A 24,180-nucleotide genomic window follows, 5' to 3' on the forward strand; every position below is an offset into this window, starting at 1 on the left:
CTACTGCTTGGGCTGCATCACGATCGGCGGGAACGGGTTCGGCACCCGGCCGTCGATGTCGCGCGGCATCACTTCGGTCTTCTGCACGGCGCGCAGCGCCGCCTCGTCCCAGCTCGCGTTGCCGCTGGACTTTACGAGCCTCGGCGTGCCGACGATCGTGCCGTCGGGCGAGGTCTGGATCTGGATCTCGGCGGTGGGATTGCCGGCGATCGTCGTGTTGTCGAAGGCCACGTTGCGCCGGATCAGGGCCGCCACGCGTCCGCCATAGCCGCTCGAGGGGCCGCCGCTGCCTGCGCCCTTGCCCGAGCGCGGACCGGTGGTCTGCTCGGCCGTGGAGCCGGCCTGGCCCATCAGGCGGCGCAGGTTGTCCTGGCGGTCCTTGTCGAGCTGCGCCTTCTGCTGCTCGAGCTTCTTGGCGTCGTCGCGCTTCTTCTGTTCCGCGAGCTTCTGCTGCTCGGCCTGCTTCTGCTGCTGCAGTTCCTTCTGGCGCTCTTCCTCGCGCTTCCTGGCCTCGAGCTGGTCCTTCTCCTTCTTGGCCTGCGCTTCCTGGCGCTTCTTTTCCTGCTGGCGCTGCTGTTCCTGTTCGCGCTCGCGCTGTTCCTTTTCCTCGCGCAGTTTTTTCTCGCGCTCGAGCGCGATGTCGGGTGCCTTGGGCGCCGGCGTGGGATCGGTCCGCACGGCCTGCGGAGGAGGCGGCGGGGGCGGGGGAGGCGGCGGTGCGGGCGTGGGCTCGGGGGCCGGCGGCGGATTGGCGATGCGCGGCGCGGCCACCTGCTGCGTGGGCGACCACAGCTCGGCTTCCACCGCGTCGTCGTCGCTTTCGCTCTTCCAGCGCACGCCCCAGGTCAGGGCGGCGATCAGCAACGCGTGCGCGATCAGTGCGAGCACCACGGCACGCGGCGTGCCGCGCTGCGGCGGCGGCGCGAACTCGGGGCGATCGAGGGCGAGTGACATGCGTTCTCGGGTCCGGCTGGCGCTACTTGGCGTTGGTGGTCTGGACCGACAGGCCCACGCGCTCGATGCCGGCGCGCTTGAGCTGGTTCATGGCCTTCACCACGGTCTCGTACTTGACCGACTTGTCGGCGCTGATGACCACCGGGCGCTGGTCGTCGCCGTTCTGCGCGGCCTTGGCGATGCTGCCGATCTGCGTCATCGGCACCGAGGCGCCACCGGTGCCCTGGGAGGGATCCTTCTTGACCTGGACCTCGTCGTCGTTCTTGATGACGATCTCGATCGGCTTGTCGGGCTGCTTGTTGGCGCGGTCGACCGAGGGCAGGTTGATCACGCTCGGCGTGATCAGCGGCGCGGTGACCATGAAGATGATCAGCAGCACCAGCATCACGTCGATGAACGGGACCATGTTGATCTCGTTGATCGTGCGGCGACCGCGGCCGCGGGACGAAACGGCGGGCATGCGTGCGCGCTCCGGTTCAGCGGTTGGTGGCCGAGGGGCCCGCCGGGGCCGCCGCGGACGGGTTGGAGGACAGGTTGCGCTGGAGGATGTTCGAGAACTCCTCGATGTAGGTCTCCAGGGCGATCGCGATCTTGTCGATCTCGCGCGCGAAGCGGTTGTAGCCCACCACGGCCGGGATGGCGGCGAACAGGCCGATGGCGGTGGCCACCAGCGCTTCGGCGATGCCGGGTGCCACGGTGGCGAGCGTGACCTGGGTCAGCGCGGCCAGGCCGGTGAAGGCATGCATGATCCCCCAGACCGTGCCGAACAGGCCGACGTAGGGCGAGACCGAGCCCACGGTCGCGAGGAAGGACAGGTTCTGTTCGGCCGCGTCGAGTTCGCGCTGGAAGCTCGCGCGCATCGCGCGGCGGGCGCCGTCGAGCAGCGTGGCGGCGTCGCTCACGTGGCGTTCGCGCAGCTTCTGGTATTCGCGCATGCCCGAGGCGAAGATGCGTTCCATGGGCCCGGCGAACTTGGCGTTCTGCGCCGCCGAGGCGAACAGCTCGTTGAGGCTGGTGCCCGACCAGAACTCGCGTTCGAAGTCGTCGTTGAGCGCGCGCATGCGCTTGAGCGCGAAGTACTTGCGGATGATCGCGGCCCAGCTCGCGATCGAGACGATCACCAGGAGGAGCACGACCGCTTGCACCATGAAGCTGGCATGGAGCAGGAGATTGATGATGGAGAGATCTTGATTCATGGCTTGAAGGGTTGAGTCATGGAGCCGCGATAGCGTTCGAGGGTTCCCGAAACCTGCGCCGGAATCCGTGCCGGGCGCAGGCTGGCGGCGTCGACCCAGCCGATGCGGATCGTGCCTTCGCACAGGAGGGTGGGGGTGGCGCCCGCCTGCTCCGGCTTCAGCAGCACGGTCTGCGCGATTATCAGTGAGGCGGAGCCCATCTGGCGCAGGTCGGCGGTGACGATGAGCTGATCGTCGAGGCGGGCGGGGCGGTGGTATTTGATCTGGGTCTCGCTGACGACGAACTGGCCGCCTGTTTCGTTGCGCAGCTTGTTCTGCTCGACGCCCAGGGAGCGCAGCCATTCGGTGCGGCCGCGTTCCATGAACTTGAGGTAGTTGGCGTAGAAGACGATGCCGCCGGCGTCGGTGTCTTCCCAATAGACGCGTAGGGGGAACTCGTAGGTCATTCTTTTTTGAGGCTGTTGGCCGGGTCTCGCCCCGGCGGGCGAGTCACTTTCTTTTGCTTCGCTGTATGGACCGGGCACATGGTGGACAGGTGTGCGAGGACATGGTGGACACCATCGGGCGTATCGCCCGATCGGAAGACGACCATGCCCTGGAGCACCCGAGACACCATGAGCCTGAGAGAAGAGTTCGTTGCCCTGGCACGCCAGGAAGGTGCCAATCGGCGTGAGCTGTGCCGGCGCTTCGGCATCAGCCCGCAGACCGGCTACAAATGGCTCGCACGCAGCGCCACGCTGGGTGCCGCCGGCCTGGGCGATGCCAGTCGCCGCCCGCACCACAGCCCCGGCGAGACCTCGCCCGAACTTCAACAATCCATCGTCTCGCTGCGCCAGCAGCACCCTGCCTGGGGCGCACGCAAGCTCGCACGGCGCCTGAGCGACCTCGGACAGGGTTGCCTGGCTCCGAGCACCGTCAACTCCATCCTCAAGCGCCACGGCCTCATCAGCGCCCAGGCCAGCAGTGCGGCCACCGCCTGGCAGCGCTTCGAGCACGAGGCGCCCAACAGCCTCTGGCAGATCGACTTCAAGGGCTACGTGTCCACCGCAGCGGGGCCCTGCCATCCGCTGACGCTGCTGGACGACCACTCTCGCTACAACCTGGCCCTGCGCGCCTGTGCCCGCCAGCAAACGGCCAGCGTGAAGGAGCAGTTGCAGGACGTCTTCTCCCGCTACGGCCTGCCGGTGCGCATCAATGCGGACAACGGCGCACCCTGGGGCAGTCCGCGCGAGCCGGGCCAGCTCAGCGAACTCGCGCTGTGGCTCATCCGCCTGGGCGTGCGGGTGAGCTTCAGCAGCCCCTATCACCCGCAGACCAACGGCAAGGACGAGCGCTTCCATCGCAGCCTGAAGGCGGAGTTGCTGGCCGGGCGCAGCTTCCAGGATCTGGCTCAGGCACAGCAGCAGTTCGATCGCTGGAGGCGTATCTACAACCATGAGCGCCCGCACCAGGCGCTGGGCATGAACACCCCGGCGAGCCGGTATCGCGCCAGCGAGAGGGCCTATCCGAGGACGCTGCCACCGCTCGAGTACGGCCCGAACGACACGGTGGTGAAGGTCGGCTGGCTGGGGGAGGTGCGCTTCAAGAGCAAGCGCTTCAAGGTGTCCGCAGCACTCAAGGACCACGAGATCGCGCTGCGCGCGCAGCCCGGGCGAGAGGGCTGCTACGACGTCTACTTCGTGCACCACAAGCTGCGCGAGATCGACCTGCGCGAGGCCTGAGCCACCATGCAGAATGTGTCCACCATGTCCTCGCACATGTGTCACCCATGTCTCCGGTCCATACACTTCGCCAAAAGAAAGTAACCAAAGAAAAGGCGACCCACTGTCTGCGTCCCCTTCGCTTCGCTACGGGGCAACCTGCGGTGCTCGCGTTTCGCGGGGTCTCGCAGAACTCGCTCCACTTCGTTGCGCTCAAACAGCTGCGAGCCCTTATCCGCGAAACGCTGCGCTCCTCGGCGCAGCCAGAGGGGTGGGTCGGGCCATCGCTGCGCTCGGCCAAGCAAGCCCTTCGGGCCTTCGCGTTGCTCGGCCTCAGTGAAAGATCCAGTGCCTACGCATTCCAGCACCCCACACAAGGACGCGCCACGGCGCGTTGACCCTAGTCCCCTCTGGCTGTGCCGAGGAGCGCAGGAGAAAGCGGGATCAGGGCCGCAGCTGTCTGAGCGCAACGAAGTGGAGCGAGTTCTGCGGACCCCCGCTTTCCCCGAGCACCGCAGGTTGCCCGTAGCGAAGCGGAGGGACACAGACAGCGGGGTCGCCTTTTCTTTGCCTACTTTCTTTTGGCGAAGCAAAAGAAAGTAGGTCGCCCGCCGGGGCGAAATCCCGGCCAACGGCCTCAACAAAAAAGCAGCTTCAAACCAGAAAGCCGAACCCCTCATCCAGCCAAACCACGCAACCGACCAATAGCTTCCTCAAGATGCGCCATCGAACTAGCCGTAGAGAACCGAACAAAGCGAGCAGTATCAGCAGTCCCGAAGTCGCGCCCCGGAGTCACGGCCACATGCGCCCGCTTCATCGCCTCGAACGCAAAATCCCAGCTCCCCGAAATCCCGAGCCGAGCAGCCAGCCCAGAACAATCGGCCCAGGCGTAGAAAGCGCCATCCGGAACCACCGGAACCGGTAGCCCCAACGCCTCGAGCTGCGGAATGAACCAGTCGCGCCGCGCCTTGAACTCGCCGCGTCGCCGCTCGTACTCCGCAATGCTCTCCGCCTCGAAGCAAGCCAGCGCCGCGTACTGAGCCACCGTGCTCGCGCAGATGAACAGGTTCTGCGCCAGCCGTTCGACCACGGGCACCAGCACATCGGGCACCACCAGCCACCCCAGCCGCCACCCCGTCATGTTGAAGTACTTGCTGAAGCTGTTGATGCTGATCACGTTGTCGTCGATCGCCAGTGCCGTCTGCCCGTAGGCATCGTCGTAGGACAGCCCCAGGTAGATCTCGTCGATCAGCGTGATGCCGCCGCGCGAACTCACCACCTCGTGGATGCGCCGCAGCTCGTCGCGCGCGATCGAGGTGCCGGTCGGGTTCGACGGCGAGGCCAGCAGCACGCCGCGGGTCTTGTCGGTCCACGCGGCCTCGACCTTGTCGGCGCTGAGCTGGAAACGCTCCTCGGCGGTGGTCGGGATCAGCACCGCCTTGCCCTCGGCCGCGCTCACGAAGTGGCGGTTGCAGGGATAGCTGGGGTCGGGCAGCAGGATCTCGTCGCCGGCTTCGATCAGCGTGAGGCAGGCCAGCTGCAGCGCGGCCGAGGCGCCGGCCGTGACCACGATGCGGCGCGCCGGCACGTCGACGCCGAAGCGGTCGCGATACCACTGGCTGATGCGTTCGCGCAGATGGTCGAGGCCGGTGGCCTGGGTGTATTGCGTGGCACCGGCGCGCACCGCGCGTGCCGCGGCTTCCTGCACCAGCGGCGGCGCGGTGAAGTCGGGCTCGCCGATGTTCAGGAAGATCATCGGCCGGTCGGTGTGGGCCACCTCGCGCGCCAGCTTGCCGGCGGCCTTGGCCACTTCCATCACGTAGAAGGGCTCGATGCGCTCGGCCCGGGTCGAAATCCTCATGCGGGGTGCTTCGCGAAAGAAGAAGGAGGAAGAGGGGAAGGGATCAGGGCCGCGCCTTGCCGGTCGCGCGGTCGGCCTCGACCTCGAGCGGACGCAGCTGGGGCGCGAGGCCGTTGAGCACCGCGTTCACGTACTTGTGGCCGTCGGTGCCGCCGAACTCCTTGGCGAGCTCGATGCATTCGTTGAGCACCACGCGCCACGGCACGTCGAGGCAATGCTGGAACTCGTAGACGCCGATCCACATCACGGCATGCTCGATCGGCGAGATCTCGGCCAGCTTGCGGTCGAGCAGCGGCACGATCAGCGCGTCGAGCTGCTCGGCGCCTTCGATCGAGCCGTGCAGCAGCGCGTCGTAGTGCGCGGCATCGGCCTTGTGGAAGCCCGCGAGGTCGCGCGTGAAGCTGTCGATGGCGGCCGGCTCGTTGCGGCCCACCAGGTGCTGGTAGAGCGCCTGCAGCGCGAACTCGCGCGCGCGGGTGCGGTTGGACTTGGCCGAGGCCTTGCGCGCGCCGGTGGCGGTCAGGCCGGTGCGCGTCGCTCGCGCCTTGTCCGGTCGTGCGGAACGCTGCGGCGCAGCGCCTCCCTGGTCTTCTTGGTTGGTGTCGTCGGTCATGAAAGGTCGGCCAGCAGTCGCGCCATTTCGACCGCCACGCGGGCCGCGTCGCGGCCCTTGTCGGTCTGGCGGGCGACGGCCTGCTCGAGGTTCTCGGTGGTGAGGATGGCGTTGGCGATGGGCAGCTTGTAGTCGAGCGCCACGCGGCTCACGCTCGCGCCCGATTCGTTGGCCACCAGTTCGAAGTGGTAGGTCTCGCCGCGGATGATGCAGCCCAGCGCGACCAGCGCGTGGTAGCCGCCGCGCTCGGCCAGCGCCTGCAGCGCGACCGGCACTTCGAGCGCGCCGGGCACGCGCACGTGGTGGATGTCGTTGGCGGCCACGCCCAGCGCCGCGAACTCGTCGAGGCAGGCGCTGGCGAGCGCATCGGTGATGTCGGCATTGAAGCGTGCCTGCACGATGCCGATGCGCAGTCCCTTGCCGCTGTTGCCGTCCAGCGGCTTGTCGGTCGCGCCCTGGTTTGCACCTTGCATGTCGTTCAGTCCTTTGCCAGATAGCCGGCGATCTCGAGGCCGTAGCCGGCCGCCATGCTCGGCATGCGCCGCGGCGTGCCGAGCAATCTCATCTTCTGCACGCCGCATTCGCGCAGGATCTGCGCGCCGATGCCGTAGCTGCGCAGGTCCATGCGGCCGCGCTCGGGCGCCTGCGCGGGGCGCGCGGTGCCGTCGAACTGGGCCAGCAGCTCGTGCGCCGTCTCGCCGCAGTTCAGCAGCACGGCCACGCCCCGGTCGAGCTGCGCGATGTGCGAGAGGCTGGCGTCCAGGCTCCACGAGTGCAGCGAGCGGTTGATCTCGAGCGCGTCGAGCACCGACAGCGGCTCGTGCACGCGCACGTCGACCGTGTCCTCGGGCGCCCACTTGCCGCGCACCAGCGCGAGGTGCACGCCGCCGCTGGGCTGGTCGACGAAGGCATGGGCGGTGAACGCGCCCCAGGCGGTCTGGATCTCGCGGCAGCCGACCTTCTTGATCAGCGATTCGGTGCGGCTGCGGTGCTCGATCAGCGCCGCGATGGTGCCGATCTTGAGGCCGTGCTCGGCCGCGAACAGCTGCAGGTCGGGCAGGCGCGCCATCGTGCCGTCCTCGTTCATCACCTCGCAGATCACCGAGGCGGGCGAGCAGCCGGCCATGGCGGCGAGGTCGCAGCCGGCCTCGGTATGGCCGGCGCGCATCAGTACGCCGCCGTCGACCGCCTGCAGCGGGAAGATGTGGCCGGGCTGCACCAGGTCGGCGGCCACGGCGTTGCGCGCCACCGCGGCCTGCACGGTGCGGGCCCGGTCGGCGGCCGAGATGCCGGTGGTCACGCCCTCGGCGGCCTCGATCGAGACCGTGAAGGCGGTCGCGTGCTTGGTGCCGTTGCGCGCCACCATCGGCGGCAGCTGCAGGCGTTCGCACATCTCGCGCGACAGCGTGAGGCAGATCAGGCCGCGCGCATGGCGGGCCATGAAGTTGATGGCCTCGGGCGTGATGTGGTCGGCGGCGACCACGATGTCGCCCTCGTTCTCGCGGTCTTCCTCGTCGACGAGGATGACCATGCGGCCGGCGGCCAGTTCGGCCACGATCTCCTCGACCGGGGAGATCGGCGCGGGCGTCCGATTGGCGCGCGAGGCGCCGATCGGCGTGACGGATGCGTTCATGATGGGGCGGGGTCCTTGGATGCGGGGAATGTCGGTGTCAGGCCGGCCGGGCCGGCTGCAGCACGCCCGCCTGGAGCATGCGCTCCACGTAGCGCGCCACGGTGTCGATTTCGAGGTTCACGCGCGAGCCGGCGCGCAGGTCGCCCAGCGAGGTGTTCTGCACGGTGTGCGGGATCAGGTTGATGCTGATCTCGCTGCTGCCGTCGGCCGCGTCGGCGACGGTGTTGACCGTCAGGCTCACGCCGTTGATGGTGATCGAGCCCTTGTAGGCCAGGAAGCGCGCCAGCGCCTGCGGCGCGACCACGCGCAGCTCCCAGCTCTCGCCCACGGGCTCGAAGCGGCTCACGGTGCCGATGCCGTCGACGTGGCCCGAGACGATGTGGCCGCCGAGGCGGTCGCTCGCGCGCAGCGCCTTCTCGAGGTTGATGCGCGCACCTTCCTCGGTCAGGCCCGCCGTTTTATCGAGCGATTCGGCGGAGATGTCGATGGTGAAGAGCCTCTGCGCGGGGTCGAAACTGGTGACGGTCATGCAGGCGCCGTTGAGCGCGATGCTGTCGCCGAGGCCGACGTCGTCGAGGTAGCCGTCGGGCGCCGCGATGCCGAGTCTCTTGCCGTGGGAGGAGGAGGAGCCGAGGTCGTGGATGGCGGCGATGCGCCCCACGCCGGTGATGATTCCGGTGAACATCCGCGCATTTTCGCAGGTCCGGAAGGCCCGCGGCATTTCCTGGCACTTCGGGACCGCTGGCGCGGTCGCGTGGGCGGCTCTGGACGGCGGCCGGCGCGCCGCGGGCGGCGTCAGAAAGCGTCCCGGCCGGCCACGCGCGCCACGATCCGCAGGTCGGGCCCGATCATGTCGACCGAGCGGAATGCCAGCGGCAGTGCCCCGGCCAGCGAGACCAGCGGGCCGCCGGCGTGGATCTGGCTCGCGATGTCGAGGCCGCTGCCGATCAGCTTGGGCGCGAGGTAGACGAGCAGCTCGTCGACGCAGCCCTCGCGCAGCAGCGAGCCGTTGAGCTTGTGGCCCGATTCCACGTGAAGTTCGTTGACGCCGCGCGCCGCGAGGTCGCGCAGCATCGCCTCCAGGTCGACCTTGCCGTGGGCATTCGGCAGGCAACTGACCGTGGCGCCGCGCGCCTCGAGCGCCGCGGCGCGGGCTTCGTCGCGCACCGCCGCGTAGATCCAGACCGCGCGGCCTGCTATGAAAAGGTGAGCGTCAGGCGGCGTCTGTAGGTGGCTGTCGACGATCACCAGGTGCGGCTGGCGCGGCGTCTCGACCAGCCGCACGTCCAGCCGCGGGTTGTCCTCGAGCACCGTGCCGACGCCCGTCAGCACCGCGCTGGCCCGGGCGCGCCAGGTGTGGCCGTCGGCGCGCGCGGCCTCGGCCGTGATCCATTGGCTCACGCCGTTGGCGAGGCCGGTGCGGCCGTCGAGCGAGGCCGCGACCTTCATGCGCACCCAGGGGGTCTTGCGGACCATGCGCGAGAGGAAGCCGAGGTTGAGCTCGCGCGCTTCCTCGGCGCCTGGGCCCACCTCGACCGCCACGCCCGCCGCGCGCAGCCGCTCGAAGCCCTGGCCCGCGACCAGCGGATTGGGATCGGCGAGCGAGGCGACGACACGGCCGATGCCGGCCGCGATCAGCGCATCGCAGCACGGGCCGGTGCGGCCATGGTGGGCGCAGGGTTCGAGCGTGACGTAGGCGCTGGCGCCCGCGACCGAATGCCCCTGTGCCGCCGCGTCGCGCAGCGCCATCACCTCGGCATGCGGGCCGCCGGCCTTCTGCGTGTGGCCCTGGCCGAGCACGCGGCCCTGCGCATCGGCGATCACGCAGCCCACGCGCGGGTTCGGGTCGGTGATCAGCAGCGCCGACGCGGCCAGGCGCAGGGCGCTCGCCATGTGCTGCGCGTCGTGTTGGGGGGAGGGCATGGAGGCTTCGCGAGGAAAAGTTGACAGGGGTGCGCCGGGATCATACGAGCGGCGCGCGAATGCGGATGGACGGCGCGGCGTCCGCGCATGGGGCGCTCGTACGCTTGCCGTTCGATCGCGAGACACGCGACACAAGAAGAGAACGGGGGAGGGACGGACATGAAAAGGTCGAATCGATCGGCGCGCGCCGCCTCGGGTTTTTCGCTCGTGGAAGTGCTGGTCTCCATCGCGCTGCTGAGCCTCGGGCTGCTCGGCGCGGCGGCGATGCTGCTGCACGCGGTGCGCGCGAGCGGCGAGGCCGCGAACTTCGGCGCGGCACTGAACCTGGTGCGCGAGCTGTCGGAGAAGACGCGGCTCAACCGGAGCGTGGCGGCGCGGCGCGATGCGGCCAATGGCTACCTCGTGGCGAGCTGGACCGCGGCCTCCGCCACGGGCGAGACCGGCGGTCCCGATTGCGCGGCGGCCTCCGCCGCCTGCAAGCCCGAGGACCTCGCGCGCTGGGACATGCAGGCGTGGAAGCGCCGCGCCGCGAAGGCCTTGCCCGGCGCGCGCGCCACGGTCTGCTTCGACGGCAATCCATGGAACGACGCATCGGGCGCCCATGCCTGGGCCTGCGAGGCCGACGGACCGTTGCTGGTCGTCAAGCTCGGCTGGTTGCCGCGCAACGCGAGCGAGGCGCAGCGCCGCGCGGGGGCATCGGCAGCGCCGCGGCTCGCGCTGCCGCTGATGCCCGTGCAGGCGGTCGAGGGCGCGCGCGGTGGCTGAGCGCGGCATCTCGCTGGTCGAACTGATGGTCGCGCTGGCGCTCGGCCTGGTGGTCGTGCTCATGGCCATGCTGGCCTTCGGCGGCAACCGGCAGTTGTTCGTGGCCGAGTCCGAGGCCCGCACGGTGGAGGAGTCGCTGCGCTTCGCGGCCTTCGTCGTGCGGCGCACGGTGCGGCAGGCCGGCTATGCCGATCGCGCGGCCGGCGATTCGGCCGTGGCCGCCGGGAACGACCCCTTCGACCTCGACATCGTCGGCGCGCGCAACACGCGCGTCGGCGCCAGCGGCGAGAGCTACGGGAGGCACGGCGCCCGTGGCGTGAACGACAGCGATTCGCTGCTCGTGCGCTTTGCCGGCAGCTCGCGCACCGACGACGACGGCAACGCCACGGAGGCCGACGGCACCATGGTCGACTGCATGGGCTTCGCGCAGTCCGCGCCGGGCGCCGGCAACGCCACGCCGGCCGACCGCGCCTGGAGCATCTTCCACGTGGCCGAGGCCGCCGACGGGGAGCCCGAGCTCTATTGCAAGTACCGCGGGGACCGGGGTGGCAGCTTCCGGTCCGAACCGCTGGCGCGCGGCATCGAGGTGTTTCGCGTGCTGTTCGGGCGCGACCTCGACGGCGATGGCACGCCCGAGCAGTGGCTCGATGCCGCGCAGCTCGACGCATTGGCCTCGGCCTCGTCGCTGGGCCACGCGGCCTGGCGCCAGGTGGTGGCGCTGCGCATCGGGATGGTGGCGCGCAGCGCGCGGCCGGGCCGTTGGCCACCGCCCGAGGAGGCGCAGCTTCATCCGCTCGGCCCCGAGTTCCCTTCGGCCCGCTTCCGGCCCGCTGCCGATGGGCGGCTGCGGCGTGTGATGAGCTTCACGGTGGCGCTGCGCAACAGCCAGCGCGAGGACGCGCCATGAACCGAAGCGCGCGCGTCTCGCGGGGTTTCTCGCTGATCGTCGTGCTGATGCTGCTGCTCGTCGTGTCGGTGCTCGGCCTGGCCGCGGCGCAGAACGCGCTGGTCGGCGAGCGGATCGTGCGCAACGAGCGCGATGCCGAGGTGGCGTTCCAGGCCGCCGAGGCCGCGCTGCTCGATGCCGAGCGCGATGTGCTCGGGCCCAACGACCATGCGGCCCGGCGGCTGTGCCTGTTCGATGGCCGCGATGTCTCGGCCTTCGTTGCCGATTGCGCCGGCACCGGTGCACGGCTGGGGCTTTGCGCGGCCGCGCCGGTGGGCGCCGAGCCGGCGTGGATGCGGGTCGATTTCGCACCCGATGCCGGCCGGTCGGTCGCCTATGGCCGCTTCACGGGGCAGGTCTATGCCACCGGTGCCGGTGGGCTGTCGGCACGCGCGCCGCGCTATGTCGTCGAAGCGTTGCGCAGCCGCGGTGGCGGGGCGCAGGGCGTGCTGCACAGCGCGAGCGCGGCCGCCGCGGCGCCGCATGTCTTCCGCATCACCGCCATCGGCTACGGGCCGCGCGAGGAGACACGGGTGCTGCTGCAGACCACGCTGGCCAAGCCATCGGCGAGTCCCGGTTGTTCCGTCGCTTCTTCTCCTTCTTCCTGATCGGACCGCCATGCCCTCGCTTCGAACATTCATCGTGTGCATCGTCCTGCTTTGCTGCACGACATGGAGGGGGCCGGCATGGGCCGGCGCGTCGTCCGCCATACCGTCCGCCATGCCGCCCGATGCGCTGCTGACCAGCGTGCCGCTTCACGCGCTGGCGGGCCAGCCCGACCCCAACGTCGTGATCGACCTGTCGATTCGGGGCCGGAACGCGGGACCGGCGTACCTCGGCAGCTTCGAACCCGCCAGGGTCTACGGCGGCTACTGGGATGCGAAGGGCTGCTACGACTACCTGCGCGTCGAAGGCCATTTCCGTCGCACGGCAACGGCCACCACGCTCGCCGGCGGCGAGCTCGTCTGCAACGGGCAATGGAGCGGCAATCTGCTGAACTGGGCCACGGCATCGCCGCTCGACCATCTGCGCATGGCGCTGACCGGCGGCGACCGCGTGGCGGACACGCCGGAGCGGACCGTGCTGCAGCGCGCGACCTGGCCGATCGAGGCCGGCCTCGAGCTTCCCGTCAAGACCGTGCGCGGGCATCTCGAGTGGCTGGTTCCGCCCGGCAGGCTTCGCGCGAACGGGACGCTGCGCATCCGCAACTGCGGGGATCGGCTGGTCGTCGATGCGGACGCCCGCGCCGATGCGGACCGTGGCTGCGTCTCGGCGGCCGGGGCCGATATCCACTTCGCGCGCGTCGAGGTCTGCGCCGCCGACGAGGCGGTCGTGCGCCGCGATCTGTGCGTCGCGTATCCCGGCGGGCACCACAAACCGGTGGGAGCCCTGCAGGTCAACGCGGGCGATGCGCGCTTCGCCGTGTTCGGCGGCGATCCCGGGCGCCATGGCGGCGTGCCGCGCGAAGCGATGAAGTCCATCGGGCCGGAGAAGACCGATGTCGGCTTCGATCGGGTTGCGAACCCGCGGGCCGAGTGGGATGCGCGCACGGGCGTGTTTCGCGACGACCCCGCGGGCACCGCGCAGGGCATCGTCGCGGCGGTGAACCGCTTCGGACGTTCGGGCGAGTACGCGCGCGCCGATGCCGCGGGCGAGCTGTTCCATGCATCGCTGCGCTATCTGCAGGCCAAGCCGCCGGCAGCCGTGGATCCGGTGCTTGGCAACTGCCAGCGCAACCATGTCCTGAGCATAGGCGGCCTCGATGCCCGCGAGGAACGTCCATGGCCGGGCGCGGCCTTCGAGCCCGATATCGCGTACGGGGCCCACCGCGTCGCTGCGTTCGAGAACCGGGATGTCGGCGCGGCCCATGGTTCCTTCGGCATGGCGGGACTCGCCTATTGGGCGCACATCCAGCGCATCCGCGCCGACCATCCCGATGCGCGCGTGCAGACCTTCGCGATCGACCTCGATGCCGGCCGCGGTGCCTCGGTGGGCGCGCGCCAGCGCGGCAGCGCGCTCTACCTGGCCGCGAAGTACGGCGGATTCGTGGACCGCAACGGCGATGGCGATCCGTTCCGCAGCACCGCGCTTTTCGGCGCCCCGGACGCGGCGGGCCAGCCGGCATGGTTCGGTAACGCCGAATGGGCGGAAGGGCTCGACAACGACGGGCGGCCGATGCCGGCCAACTACTTCCTGGCCAGCGATGCGCGATCGACGGCGGATGCGTTGCGCGGCGTGCTGCGCCGTGCCACCGCGCCGTCGCTGGGCGCGAATGCCACGGCCGCGATCTCCTCGGACACGGTGGGAGCGGCCGGCGCGAGCCTCTACCGCTCTCGTTCCGACAGCCGGCGCTGGTCCGGCACCTTGCAGTCGTTTCGCCTGTTCGTGGCGCCGGAGACCGGCGCCTTGCGCGTGGCCGACCAGCCGTCGTGGGATGCGGGTGCCTTGCTCGACGCGCGCCTGGAGAAGCCCGGTGCGGCGGCCTCGCGGAGGCTCTTCACGCTGTCGACCGCCGGCCTCGGCATCCCCTTCGAATGGGAGGCGCTCGACGAGCCCTTGCGGCGCTCGCTGCGCGCGGATCCAGATCCGGCGGCCGAGCCCGCGTCGGCGGCATCGGTCGAGACCCTGGCCCGCGATCGCCTGAACTACCTGCGCGGCGAGCGCCGGAACGAAGCCTCGTTCGCGGGCGGCCGCTTGCGCGTGCGCGACTCGGTGATGGGCGACATCGCGCATGCGGCGCCGGTGTACGTGGGCGCACCCGATCCCGCTTCGCGCGAGGCTGGCTACCCGGCTTTCCTCGCCACCTACCGCCAGCGCGAGCCCGCCGTCTATCTGGGCGCCAACGACGGCATGCTGCATGCCTTCTCGGCGCGCACGGGCGAGGAGCTGTTCGGCTATGTCCCGCGCCTGCTGTTCCCGGTGCTCGGCACGCTCGCACTGGCCGGTGGCCCGCATCGCGCCCATGTCGACGGCACGCCCGCCGTGGCCGAGGCACGCATGGCCAGCGGTCAGTGGAAAAGCGTGCTGGTCTCGGGCCTGGGCGCGGGCGCTGCAGGGGTCTTCGCGCTCGAGGTCAGCGATCCGGGCGCCTTCTCGGCCGACAAGGTGCTGTGGGAGTTCGGCGCTGCCGACGACCCCGACATGGGCCACCTGATGCAGCCGCCGCGCATCCTGAAGTTCCGCACCAGGGCCGCGACCATGGGCCATCCGGCCACCCACGCCTGGTTCGCGGTCGTGCCCTCGGGCTTCAACAACCGCAACCCCGAGAAGCGGGCCGCGCTGTTCCTGCTGTCGCTCGACAAGCCGGCCGGCACGCCCTGGCGGCGCGGCCTCGACTATCACAAGATCCTGTTGCCCCGGCCCGCGGACGCCAGCCTCGTCAATGCACTCGCGAGCGCGCCCGGCGACCATGCGGCCGACGACGGAACGGTTCGCTGGCTCTATGCGGGCGATACCCAGGGCAACCTGTGGAAGTTCGACTTCGAGCGCGATGCACCGTGGAGCGAGGCCCAGGCGCTGGGCTTCGGCGGCGTGCCGCTGATGGTCGCGACGGACGGCGACGCGGGCAGCCGGCGCCAGCCGATCACGGTGCCGCCGGAGGTGGGGCTCGGTCCGGGCGGCGGCGGCATCGTGCTGTTCGGCACCGGCAAGTTCGTCGAGCCGACGGACCTCGGTGCCTCGCGCCGCGGCCTCCAGACCGTGTACGCGGTGCAGGACACGGGCACGCCGATCCGCGCGGGCGAGGCGCGGGGGCAATTGGCGCCGCGGCGGGCGCGTTCCGTCGAGGGCGGGCTGACGGCCATCGAAGGCCCGCCATTCGTCTATGGCGCTTTCGATCGCACGACGGCGCAGCGGCGTGGCTGGTACCTCGACCTGCCCGCGTCGCGCGACCAGGGCGAGCGCCAGGTCGAGCGGCCGGTGCTCGCCGACGGCCGCCTGTTCTTCAACACGCTGATCCCGCCGCGGGCGGCCTGCGACGACGGCGGGGGCCGCAGCTGTGCCGTGGATGCGATGACCGGCCTGTCGAAGGGCGGTACCTGCGTGCCTTCCGAGGCGGGGTTGCTCGGAGCGCCCTTGGTGGTCCAGCAGGGCGATGCTTCGTACGGCGCCGCCGATCCGACCGGGCGCAGGACCGAGACCCGGCGGCTCGCGGTCCTGAGCCCCGGTACCCGCCGGGACAAGGCGGTGTCGGTGGCCCAGCCGCTCGAGGACGCCACGGCAGCGCGGCGGGCCGGCCGCCTCAGCTGGCGGCAGGTGCCGGACCCGCAAAGGACGCGGCCATGATCTCCCGCCGCTGCCACCGAGCGGGCGCGGCCCTCGGCTGGAGCCTGATCGAGTTGCTGATCGCGCTCGCGATCGTCGCGATCCTCGCGGCCATCGCCTTCCCCTCGTACCTCGATGCGGCGCATCGCAGTTGGCGCGCCGAGGCGCGTTCGGCGCTGCTCGCGCAGATGCAGCAGCAGGAGCGCCACTTCACCGTCGATGGCCGCTACCGGCGCTACGAAGGCGATTCCGCCGAGAACGGGCAGGGCGGCAAGTACCTCGTGCGCAGCGAGCACTGCGACGGCCAGCGCAGCCTCGACGACTGCCTGCGGCTCTCGGCGCGGCTCAAGCCCGGCTTCTCGGACCCGCCGGTCGGCAACCTGTGGCTGGACAGCACGGGCGGCCGCGGCTGCGACGGCGCGCAGCGTGAGCGGTGCTGGCAATGAAGCGCGCGGGACGGGCACGCGGGCTCACGCTGATCGAGCTGCTCACCGTGATCGCCATCGTCGCCATCCTGGCCGCCGTCGGCGTGCCGGGCTTTCGCGCGCTGCTGCTCCACCAGCGGCTGGAGGCCGCCTCGCAGGCCTTCGTCGCCGCGCTCGGGATGGCACGGGTCGAAGCGATCCGGCGCGGCGAGCCGGTCAGCGTGCTGGCGGAAGGCGGCGCCGGGTGGAACGGGGGCTGGGCGGTCGTCGCTGACCCGGACGGCAAAGGCGCGCCGCGAGTCCTGCGCCGCTTCGACAGGCTGCCGCCGGGCATCGCCGTCGACCCGGGGTTGGGCGACGGCTTGGTGCAGGGCGTGCACTACGACGGCAACGGCTTCTCGCGGCGCGCGCGCAATGCGGGCTTCGGCGCGGGCTGCCTGGTGTTCAAGGCCGAGACAAGACGGCGCGCGGCCATCGTCCTCTCGGCGTCGGGGCGCGCGCGCAGCTGCAATCCCGACCAGGCGGGGGAATGCGGAACGGGGGTGTGCGGGCGGGGCGGCGGGTAGGCCTTCGCCGGCCACGGCTCAGATGTCGCGCAGCAGCTGCCGGAACTCGTCCACGTCCTCGAAGCTGCGGTAGACCGAGGCGAAGCGCACATAGGCCACCTTGTCGAGCTTCTTGAGTTCGCGCATCACGAGTTCGCCGACCTTGGTCGACTCGATCTCGCGCAGGCCGCTGGCGAGCAGCTTCTGTTCGATGCGCAGCAGCGCGTTGTCGATCTGCTCGATGCTCACCGGCCGCTTGCGCAGCGCCAGCATCATCGAGGCGCGGACCTTGGTCGAGTCGAAGTCGGCGCGGCTGCCGTCCTTCTTCACCACGACCGGGAAATTGACGTCGGGACGCTCGTAGGTGGTGAAGCGCTTGTCGCAGGCACCGCACTGGCGGCGCCTGCGCACGAAGTCGGCGTCTTCCGAAACGCGGGTCTCGACGACCTGCGTTTCGAGATGACCGCAAAAAGGGCATTTCATGCGGTCAGGGCTTCTTCTTCGAGATCAGCGGTAGACCGGGAAACGGCTGGTCAGCGCATGGACCTTGGCGCGCACGGCCTCGATGTTCGCGGCATCGCGCGGGTTCTCGAGCACGTCGGCGATCAGGTTCGCGGTGATGCGGGCCTCTTCGTCCTTGAAGCCTCGCGTGGTCATGGCCGGCGTGCCGACACGCACGCCGCTGGTCACCATCGGCTTCTCGGGGTCGTTGGGGATCGCGTTCTTGTTGATGGTCATGTGGGCGCTGCCCAGCACGGCCTCGGCTTCCTTGCCGGTGATGCCCTTGGCGCGCAGGTCGACCAGCATCACGTGGCTCTCGGTGCGTCCGCTCACGATGCGCAGGCCGCGCTGCGTGAGCGTTTCGGCCACGATCTGGGCGTTCTTGACCACCTGTTGCTGGTAGGCCTTGAATTCGGGCGAGAGGGCTTCCTTGAAGGCCACCGCCTTGGCGGCGATCACGTGCATCAGCGGGCCGCCTTGCAGGCCCGGGAAGATCGCGCTGTTGATCGCCTTCTCGTGCTGCGACTTCATCAGGATGATGCCGCCGCGCGGGCCGCGCAGGCTCTTGTGGGTGGTCGAGGTCACGATGTCGGCGTGCGGCACCGGGTTCGGGTAGACGCCCGCGGCCACCAGGCCGGCGTAGTGGGCGATGTCGACCATGAAGATCGCGCCCACGTCCTTGGCCACCTTGGCGAAGCGCTCGAAGTCGATGCGCAGCGAGTAGGCCGAGGCGCCCGCGATGATCAGCTTGGGCTGGTGCTCGTGCGCCTTGCGCTCCATCGCGTCGTAGTCGATGGCTTCGTTGGCATCCAGGCCGTAGCTCACCACGTTGAACCACTTGCCGCTCATGTTGAGGGGCATGCCATGGGTCAGGTGGCCGCCTTCGGCCAGGCTCATGCCCATGATGGTGTCGCCGGGCTTCAGGAAGGCCAGCAGCACGGCCTCGTTGGCCGAGGCGCCGCAATGGGGCTGCACGTTGGCGGCTTCGGCGCCGAAGATCTGCTTCACGCGGTCGATGGCCAGCTGCTCGGCCACGTCGACGTGCTCGCAGCCGCCGTAGTAGCGCTTGCCCGGGTAGCCCTCGGCGTACTTGTTGGTGAGCTGCGAGCCCTGCGCGGCCATGACGGCCGGCGAGGCGTAGTTCTCGCTCGCGATCAGCTCGATGTGGTGTTCCTGGCGCGCGTTTTCGGCCTGGATGGCAGCCCAGATTTCGGGATCGGTCTGTTCGACCAGGATGTTGCGTTGGTACATGGCAGTCCTTTGAAGACGAGGTCCTTGTTCTTCAACCAAACAAGGGCTGCCCAGGCGAACGGCTGATCGCCCGTGCGTCTGGAGCGACGTCGCGGGCGGTACGCTTCCCAGTGGTAGTCCACGTCAGCGCGGGTGCCTCGTCGGCACCGCGCCTATCGCCAGTCGCGTACCGGGCCGAGTGTAGCGGATCGGGCTGGCCCGGCGGCGCGCGAAAGGAGATTCAGGAGACGGCGGACAGCAGCGCCACCTTGGGCGGCGTCGGGCCGTTGGCCGGCTCGGTCGTCTCGTCGGGCTTGGCCGGGGCTACCACCGGTATCGGCAGCGGCTGCGGGCGCAGCACCGGCGGCGTCGGCGCGAACGGCGAGGGCGCGCGGCCGCTGGCCACCTGCAGCAGGCGCTCGCGCTCGGCCATCACCTTGCCGGCGTAGCCGCCGTCGTCCTCGAGGTTGGCCGCGCCCACGTAGTAGCGCAGGCCGCCTTCGAGCGAACCGGCGCGGGCGATGCATTCCTGCAGCACCTTCACGCCGACCCGCATGTTGGTGACGGGGTCGAAGGCGGTCAGCGTGCCGCCGGCCGGCTCGTACTTGTCGCCGTGCACGCGGGTCATGACCTGCATCAGCCCCTGCGCGCCGACCTGGCTCTGCGCGAACGGGTTGAAGCTGGACTCGACCGCCATGATCGCGAGGATCAGCGTCGGGTCGAGCTTGGTGTGCTTGCCGATGTTGTAGGCCTCGGCCACGAGCACGCTCAGCGGCTCGGCCGCGACGCGGTACTTCTTGCTGAGCCAGTAGGCCACGGCGGCCTGCTGCTTGGGCAGGTCGCCGGGGCTCGCGGCCGTCGTGCGCTCGATCGCGGTCGGCTCGAGGTCGGTGGCTTCGGGCGCGGGTTTGCGCGACTGCAGCCAGCCCATGAGCTGTTCCTCGCCTTGATGGCGCAGGTCGGGCCGCGCCACGAGGGCGAGGGCCGCGAACACGATGGCCAGGCCCAGCAGGGCGAAACCGTTGTGCGTGATTTCAAAAAAGCCGTCTGCCACATCGGACACGAATGTCCTCAGCCCGCGGGCCGTGGCATCAAACGCCTTGTTCATCGCTCTTCCTTTCTGTGCGGCACCTGTCGCAGCGCCGGGAAGGGCGATGGGATGGAGGCAGCGGCGCTTGGATTGGTACCAATCAGGTTCCGCGCTCGGGGGATAAGGTGCGCGGCCGCCTGATCAAGCCGGGGGGAGTCGGCAGCGGATACAGGGTGGCTCCGTCGCGTCGGGCGTCCGGAGCAGGCGGGATTCTATCGTTGCTAAATACCCGGTCAAGCATAAGGAATTCCGTCTTAATTCTTAAAACTGTCGAACAAATGTTTCAAACCGACCCGCGAGACGGCGTCTTTCTTAAGGGAAATCCCTTGCAACATCGGGTTTGAAAAGCCGGGGAAGGCCGCCTAAGCTGAACGGGCCTGAGGTTTTCAGGTGCTTTCCGAAGCCAGCCGGTCACGGTGCGAGCCGGGGCCGCACGGCGGAGGAACCACGGCGGCAATCTCTTGCCGCCAGCACGACAGGAACCATCGACTTCCGGTCGAGCGAAACGATGGCAATGGGTCGTATGCCCGCCATCAAGCCCGGTGACATGACATTCGTCGCGTCGCCGGGCTTTCTTGTTTCTGGCTTGGCATCTGTTTGGGGCACACTCGCGCGAATGAATGCAGCCGCCTCGATACAAAGCTTAAGGAAGAACAAATGGGTGCGACGCGGAATCGTTGCACCGCTGGTGCTTCTGGGCCTCTGGGTCCTGGCCTGGCTGGCGGTGCCGCCGATCGCCAAGAGCCAGCTGCAGAAGATCGCGAGCGAGAAGCTGGGCCGCCAGGTCACGGTGGAGCGCATCGGCTTCAAGCCCTGGACCCTCGAGCTCACGCTCAACAACCTGCGCATCGCCACCGCGGACGGCAAGGGCACCCAGCTCGCCGTGCGGCGCATCTATGCCGATGCCGAGCTGCAGTCGATCTTTCGCCTCGCGCCCGTGATCGATGCGGTGAGCGTGGAGGCGCCGGCCATCCTGCTGACCCACCAGGCCGACGGCAAGTACGACATCGACGACATCCTCGCCAAGCTGGCCTCCGGCCCGCCGCCCGACCCCAAGGCCGAGCCCGCGCGCTTCGCCATCTACAACATCGCGATCACCGAGGGCGCGGTCGACTTCGACGACCAGACCGTCAAGCGCCGCCATGAGCTGCGCGACTTCGTGCTCAAGGTGCCGTTCCTCAGCAACCTGGCCTCGCAGCGCGAGGTCAATACCGAGCCCAAGCTGGCCTTCGCGCTCAACGGCAGCAAGTTCGACTCGGCCGCGCAGTCGACCCCCTTCGCCGCCAGCCGCAAGACCGATGCCCACGTGCAGTTCAAGGGGCTCGATCTCGTGCCCTACCTGGGCTACATCCCGGGCGGCATGCCGGTGCAACTGCAGGCCGGCAGCCTCGACGCCGACCTGAAGATCGACTTCCAGCAGGCCGCCACGGTGGGCCTCAAGGTCACCGGCACGGTCGAGGCGCACGGCGCCAAGCTGGCCGACGCGCGCGGGCGCGACCTGCTGGCCTTCGACTCGCTCAAGCTCGCGCTGGCCGACGTGCGGCCGCTCGAGTCGGTGTTCCACCTCAGCGAGGTCGCGCTGGCGAGCCCGCAACTGGTGGTGGCGCGCGATGCCTCGGGCCAGCTCAACCTGATGGCGCGCGATCCGGCCACCGGCCAGACCGAGAAGGTGGTCGCGGCCAAGCCGCCGGCACCGCCCGCTTCATCTGCCAGTGCCGCCAGCGGTGCCGCGGGCGCGGCGGCGCCCAAGCCCGTGCTCAAGGTCCAGGTAGACAAGGTCGCCCTCAGCGGCGGGCGCATCGGCTGGCGCGACGAGACCGTGCAGCCCGGCGCTTCCATCGACGTCACCGATCTGGGCCTCGACGTCACCGCCATCACCTGGCCGATGGAGAAGCCGGCCCAGTTCAGCGGCAGCACCGCGGTCGGCGGCGCCACGCTCAAGTTCAAGGGCAGCGGTACCGACAAGGCGGCCGACGTGCAGACCGAGGTCGAGGCGCTGCCGCTGTCGCTGGCCGCGCCGTACCTGGCCCACAGCCTCGAGCCCACGCTCGACGGCAAGCTCAGCGGCCAGATCGACATCGCCTGGGCCCCGCCGGACCTGCGTTTCAAGGCCAGGCGGGTGGCGGCCGACAACCTCGCGCTGACCCAGGCCAAGACCGCGCTCGCGAGCGTCGGCCGCTTCGAGCTGCTCGATACCGAGGTCGACATGGCGAAGCACACGCTGGCCGTGGGCACCTTCACCGCCACCAATCCCAAGCTCAGCATCGAGCGGGACAGCGAGAAGCGCTGGATGTTCGAGCGTTGGCTCAAGACGCCGGCCGGCGCGAGCGGCAAGCCCGAAGCCGAAGCCAAGGTGGCGGCACCCAAGCCGGCCGGCAGCGGCCCCGAATCGGCGCCGCCGGGCACCAACACCAGGCCCTGGGCACTCACGGTCGGCACGCTCGCGGTCGACAACGGCAGCCTCTCTTACGCCGACAAGGCCGGGGCCACGCCGGTCGCGGTCGAGATCACGGCCTTCAAGCTCAATGCCCAGAAGCTCGCCCCCGAAACCGCCACCAAGTCGCCGCTGCAGGTGTCGGGCCGCATCGGCTCGGGCCGCCGCGCCGATCCGGGCCGCTTCGACTACAAGGGCCATGTCGTGCTCAAGCCGCTGGCCGCCGAAGGCCGGCTCGAGGTGGCTTCGTTCCCGGCCCATGCGTTCAAGGCCTATTACGCCGACGCGCTCAACGTCGACATCCGCCGGGCCTTCGTCAGCTACCGCGGCAGCGTGAACTACGCGAGCGCCCCGGCCGGCATGAGCGTGAAGCTCGCGGGCGACACGGCGCTCGACGACTTCCGCGCCAACAGCGTGTCGCTGACCCAGTCGCCGGGTTTCGACCGCAACGACAACCAGTTGCTGAGCTGGAAGACGCTGAGCCTGCGCGGCCTGCAGGTGGGCCTGGAGCCCAACGCGGCGCCCACGGTCGACGTGCGCGAGACCACGCTGACCGACTTCTTCGCCCGGGTCATCATCGATCCCAGCGGCCAGCTCAACCTGCTGAGCCTCACGAAGAAGGGCGAGGCCGAGTCCAAGGCCGCCGCCGCCACGACGGCCGAGACCCGTTCGCGCCGCAGCCTGGGCGGCATGACCACCACCACGCGCGGATCCGAGCGGCCCGCGGGTGGCGGCGCACCGGTGCCGGCCGAGCTGATGGTCGGCGGGCCTTCGACGCCGGCGGCACCGGCTTCCGCGCCCGCCGCGGTGGCCCAGGCCGCGCCCGCAGCACCGAGCGGCCCGGCGCCCGTCATCAACTTCGGCCCGATGAGCCTGGTCAACGGCAAGATCGACTTCACCGACCTGTTCGTCAAGCCCAACTACTCGGCCGACCTCAGCGAGCTGACCGGCAAGCTCAGTTCCTTCTCGTCCAATCCGCCGAACGGGCAGGGCGGCCGGCCGGCACTCGCCGAGCTCGAGCTGCGCGGCAAGGCGCAGCAGACCGCGGCGCTCGAGATCACCGGCAAGCTCAATCCGCTGGCCAAGCCGCTCGAGCTCGACATCACCGCGAAGATGCGCGACCTCGACCTCGCGCCGCTGTCGCCGTACTCGGTGCGCTACGCCGGCCACGGCATCGAGCGCGGCAAGATGAGCATGGACGTCAACTACAAGATCGCGCCCGACGGCCAGCTCACCGCCACCAACAAGCTGGTGCTCAACCAGCTGCAGTTCGGCGAGGAGGTCGCCGGCGCGCCCAACAGCCTGCCGGTCAAGCTCGCGGTGGCGCTGCTGGCCGACCGCAACGGCGTGATCGACGTCGACCTGCCGCTGCGCGGCTCGCTCAACGATCCGCAGTTCAGCATCGGGCCGCTGATCTTCAAGGCGGTGGTCAATCTGATCGTGAAGGCCGTCACCGCGCCGTTCAGCCTGCTGACCGGCGGCCTGGGCGGCGGCGGCAGCGGCGAGTCGAGCACCATCACTTTCGAGGCCGGCAGCTCGGTGCTGAGCGCCTCGGCCAAGGAGAGCCTCGACAAGGTCGTGAAGGCGCTGGTCGACCGGCCGACGCTCGAGATGACCGTGATCGGCACCTCCAGCCTCGAGAAGGAGCGCGATGCCTACCAGCGCCAGCGCGTGCGCCAGATGGCCCTGGCCGAAAAGCGCCGCGCCGCGGTGCGCGGCGGCCAGGCCGGCACCGACGTGCCGCCGGTCACCGACGCCGAGTACCCCGCGCTGCTGACCGCCGTCTACAAGCGCGCCGACATCACCAAGCCGCGCAACATGGTCGGCCTGGCCAAGGACCTGCCGCTCAAGGAGATGGAGAACCTGCTGCTCGCGAGCGTGCCGGTCGACGAGGAGTCGATGCGCCAGCTGGCGGTGGAGCGCGGGGCCGCCGTGCGCGACTATCTGCTCTCGCAGAAGCTGACGAGCGAGCGCCTGTTCCTCGGCGCGGTGCGCACCACGGCCAGCGGCGACGACTGGAAGCCGGGCGCCGAGCTCAAGCTCGCGATGCGCTGAGCGCCGGCGGGGCCCCGGGGCCCTTGGTTTTCTGCGGTGCATTGCT

General features: G+C 69.9%; 21 protein-coding genes and 1 riboswitch. Of the genes, 8 read left to right on the top strand and 13 right to left on the bottom strand.

Going from position 1 to position 24,180, the window contains the following annotated elements:
- Genes tolA through ybgC form a run of 4 tightly spaced genes read right to left on the bottom strand, consistent with a single transcriptional unit; the run spans window position 1 to window position 2,596 of the window.
- The gene (gene tolA, locus ACEN9J_RS02550) at window positions 1-954 is read right to left on the bottom strand and encodes a cell envelope integrity protein TolA (protein ID WP_413763207.1); all 954 of its coding nucleotides are present in this window, start codon (window positions 952-954) and stop codon (window positions 1-3) included.
- 22 nt (window positions 955-976) lie between these two features.
- The gene (locus ACEN9J_RS02555) at window positions 977-1,414 is read right to left on the bottom strand and encodes an ExbD/TolR family protein (protein ID WP_413763208.1); all 438 of its coding nucleotides are present in this window, start codon (window positions 1,412-1,414) and stop codon (window positions 977-979) included.
- 16 nt (window positions 1,415-1,430) lie between these two features.
- Window positions 1,431-2,150, bottom strand: a complete 720-nt coding sequence (gene tolQ / locus ACEN9J_RS02560) for a protein TolQ (protein WP_057594489.1) — start codon at window positions 2,148-2,150, stop codon at window positions 1,431-1,433.
- Entirely contained in the window at window positions 2,147-2,596 is a 450-nt protein-coding gene (gene ybgC, locus ACEN9J_RS02565; RefSeq protein ID WP_093344330.1) for a tol-pal system-associated acyl-CoA thioesterase, read from the bottom strand. The genes tolQ and ybgC overlap by 4 nt, the downstream gene beginning before the upstream one ends.
- A 144-nt stretch (window positions 2,597-2,740) precedes the next feature.
- Here ybgC and ACEN9J_RS02570 point away from each other — a divergent pair, with 144 nt between their 5' ends.
- Window positions 2,741-3,871: an IS481 family transposase gene (locus ACEN9J_RS02570; RefSeq protein ID WP_413762712.1), complete on the top strand. Its 1,131-nt coding sequence runs from the start codon at window positions 2,741-2,743 to the stop codon at window positions 3,869-3,871.
- Window positions 3,872-4,526: 655 nt separating this feature from the next.
- Here the strand turns inward: ACEN9J_RS02570 and ACEN9J_RS02575 are convergent.
- The 6 genes from ACEN9J_RS02575 to ribD form a co-directional block, all read right to left on the bottom strand.
- Entirely contained in the window at window positions 4,527-5,711 is a 1,185-nt protein-coding gene (locus tag ACEN9J_RS02575) for a pyridoxal phosphate-dependent aminotransferase (RefSeq protein WP_057594487.1), read from the bottom strand.
- 43 nt (window positions 5,712-5,754) lie between these two features.
- On the bottom strand, window positions 5,755-6,324 hold the full coding sequence (gene nusB, locus ACEN9J_RS02580) for a transcription antitermination factor NusB (protein WP_057594486.1): 570 nt from the start codon (window positions 6,322-6,324) through the stop codon (window positions 5,755-5,757).
- Window positions 6,321-6,797: a 6,7-dimethyl-8-ribityllumazine synthase gene (gene ribH / locus ACEN9J_RS02585; protein WP_413763209.1), complete on the bottom strand. Its 477-nt coding sequence runs from the start codon at window positions 6,795-6,797 to the stop codon at window positions 6,321-6,323. The genes nusB and ribH overlap by 4 nt, the downstream gene beginning before the upstream one ends.
- 5 nt (window positions 6,798-6,802) lie before the next feature.
- Window positions 6,803-7,957 (bottom strand): bifunctional 3,4-dihydroxy-2-butanone-4-phosphate synthase/GTP cyclohydrolase II, encoded by a 1,155-nt coding sequence (gene ribBA / locus ACEN9J_RS02590; protein WP_057594484.1) that lies wholly within the window; start codon window positions 7,955-7,957, stop codon window positions 6,803-6,805.
- Between the two features lie 37 nt (window positions 7,958-7,994).
- Entirely contained in the window at window positions 7,995-8,642 is a 648-nt protein-coding gene (locus ACEN9J_RS02595; RefSeq protein ID WP_057594483.1) for a riboflavin synthase, read from the bottom strand.
- 110 nt (window positions 8,643-8,752) lie between these two features.
- The gene (gene ribD, locus ACEN9J_RS02600) at window positions 8,753-9,880 is read right to left on the bottom strand and encodes a bifunctional diaminohydroxyphosphoribosylaminopyrimidine deaminase/5-amino-6-(5-phosphoribosylamino)uracil reductase RibD (RefSeq protein WP_413763210.1); all 1,128 of its coding nucleotides are present in this window, start codon (window positions 9,878-9,880) and stop codon (window positions 8,753-8,755) included.
- A 159-nt stretch (window positions 9,881-10,039) separates the two neighbouring features.
- Here ribD and pilV point away from each other — a divergent pair, with 159 nt between their 5' ends.
- The 6 genes from pilV (at window position 10,040) to ACEN9J_RS02630 (ending at window position 16,845) form a co-directional block, all read left to right on the top strand.
- A complete protein-coding gene (gene pilV / locus ACEN9J_RS02605; RefSeq protein WP_413763211.1) occupies window positions 10,040-10,645 on the top strand; it encodes a type IV pilus modification protein PilV in 606 nt (201 codons plus the stop codon).
- Window positions 10,638-11,552, top strand: a complete 915-nt coding sequence (locus ACEN9J_RS02610; RefSeq protein ID WP_413763212.1) for a PilW family protein — start codon at window positions 10,638-10,640, stop codon at window positions 11,550-11,552. The genes pilV and ACEN9J_RS02610 overlap by 8 nt, the downstream gene beginning before the upstream one ends.
- Window positions 11,549-12,199 carry a pilus assembly protein gene (locus tag ACEN9J_RS02615; RefSeq protein WP_413763213.1) on the top strand — a complete coding sequence of 217 codons (651 nt, stop codon included), beginning with the start codon at window positions 11,549-11,551 and terminating at the stop codon, window positions 12,197-12,199. Before ACEN9J_RS02610 ends, ACEN9J_RS02615 begins: the two co-directional genes overlap by 4 nt.
- Window positions 12,200-12,311: 112 nt before the next feature.
- Window positions 12,312-15,875, top strand: coding sequence for a pilus assembly protein (locus ACEN9J_RS02620; RefSeq protein WP_413763214.1), 3,564 nt, complete (start codon window positions 12,312-12,314; stop codon window positions 15,873-15,875).
- Window positions 15,872-16,300: a type IV pilin protein gene (locus tag ACEN9J_RS02625; RefSeq protein ID WP_261212816.1), complete on the top strand. Its 429-nt coding sequence runs from the start codon at window positions 15,872-15,874 to the stop codon at window positions 16,298-16,300. The genes ACEN9J_RS02620 and ACEN9J_RS02625 overlap by 4 nt, the downstream gene beginning before the upstream one ends.
- The gene (locus tag ACEN9J_RS02630) at window positions 16,297-16,845 is read left to right on the top strand and encodes a GspH/FimT family pseudopilin (RefSeq protein ID WP_413764535.1); all 549 of its coding nucleotides are present in this window, start codon (window positions 16,297-16,299) and stop codon (window positions 16,843-16,845) included. Before ACEN9J_RS02625 ends, ACEN9J_RS02630 begins: the two co-directional genes overlap by 4 nt.
- An 18-nt stretch (window positions 16,846-16,863) precedes the next feature.
- Here the strand turns inward: ACEN9J_RS02630 and nrdR are convergent, their stop codons facing one another.
- From nrdR to ACEN9J_RS02645, 3 genes are all read right to left on the bottom strand, one after another.
- The gene (gene nrdR / locus ACEN9J_RS02635; protein WP_057594475.1) at window positions 16,864-17,307 is read right to left on the bottom strand and encodes a transcriptional regulator NrdR; all 444 of its coding nucleotides are present in this window, start codon (window positions 17,305-17,307) and stop codon (window positions 16,864-16,866) included.
- Window positions 17,308-17,331: 24 nt separating this feature from the next.
- Window positions 17,332-18,576, bottom strand: a complete 1,245-nt coding sequence (glyA, locus tag ACEN9J_RS02640; protein ID WP_057594474.1) for a serine hydroxymethyltransferase — start codon at window positions 18,574-18,576, stop codon at window positions 17,332-17,334.
- Between the two features lie 41 nt (window positions 18,577-18,617).
- Window positions 18,618-18,752: riboswitch (ZMP/ZTP riboswitch) on the bottom strand.
- Window positions 18,753-18,796: 44 nt separating this feature from the next.
- Entirely contained in the window at window positions 18,797-19,663 is an 867-nt protein-coding gene (locus tag ACEN9J_RS02645) for a lytic transglycosylase domain-containing protein (protein WP_057594473.1), read from the bottom strand.
- A gap of 598 nt (window positions 19,664-20,261) precedes the next feature.
- Here ACEN9J_RS02645 and ACEN9J_RS02650 point away from each other — a divergent pair.
- A complete protein-coding gene (locus ACEN9J_RS02650; RefSeq protein WP_413764536.1) occupies window positions 20,262-24,134 on the top strand; it encodes a DUF748 domain-containing protein in 3,873 nt (1,290 codons plus the stop codon).
- The last annotated feature ends 46 nt before the right edge of the window (window positions 24,135-24,180 follow it).

It is taken from the genome of Variovorax sp. Varisp41 (assembly GCF_047325085.1).
GTDB lineage: Bacteria > Pseudomonadota > Gammaproteobacteria > Burkholderiales > Burkholderiaceae_C > Variovorax.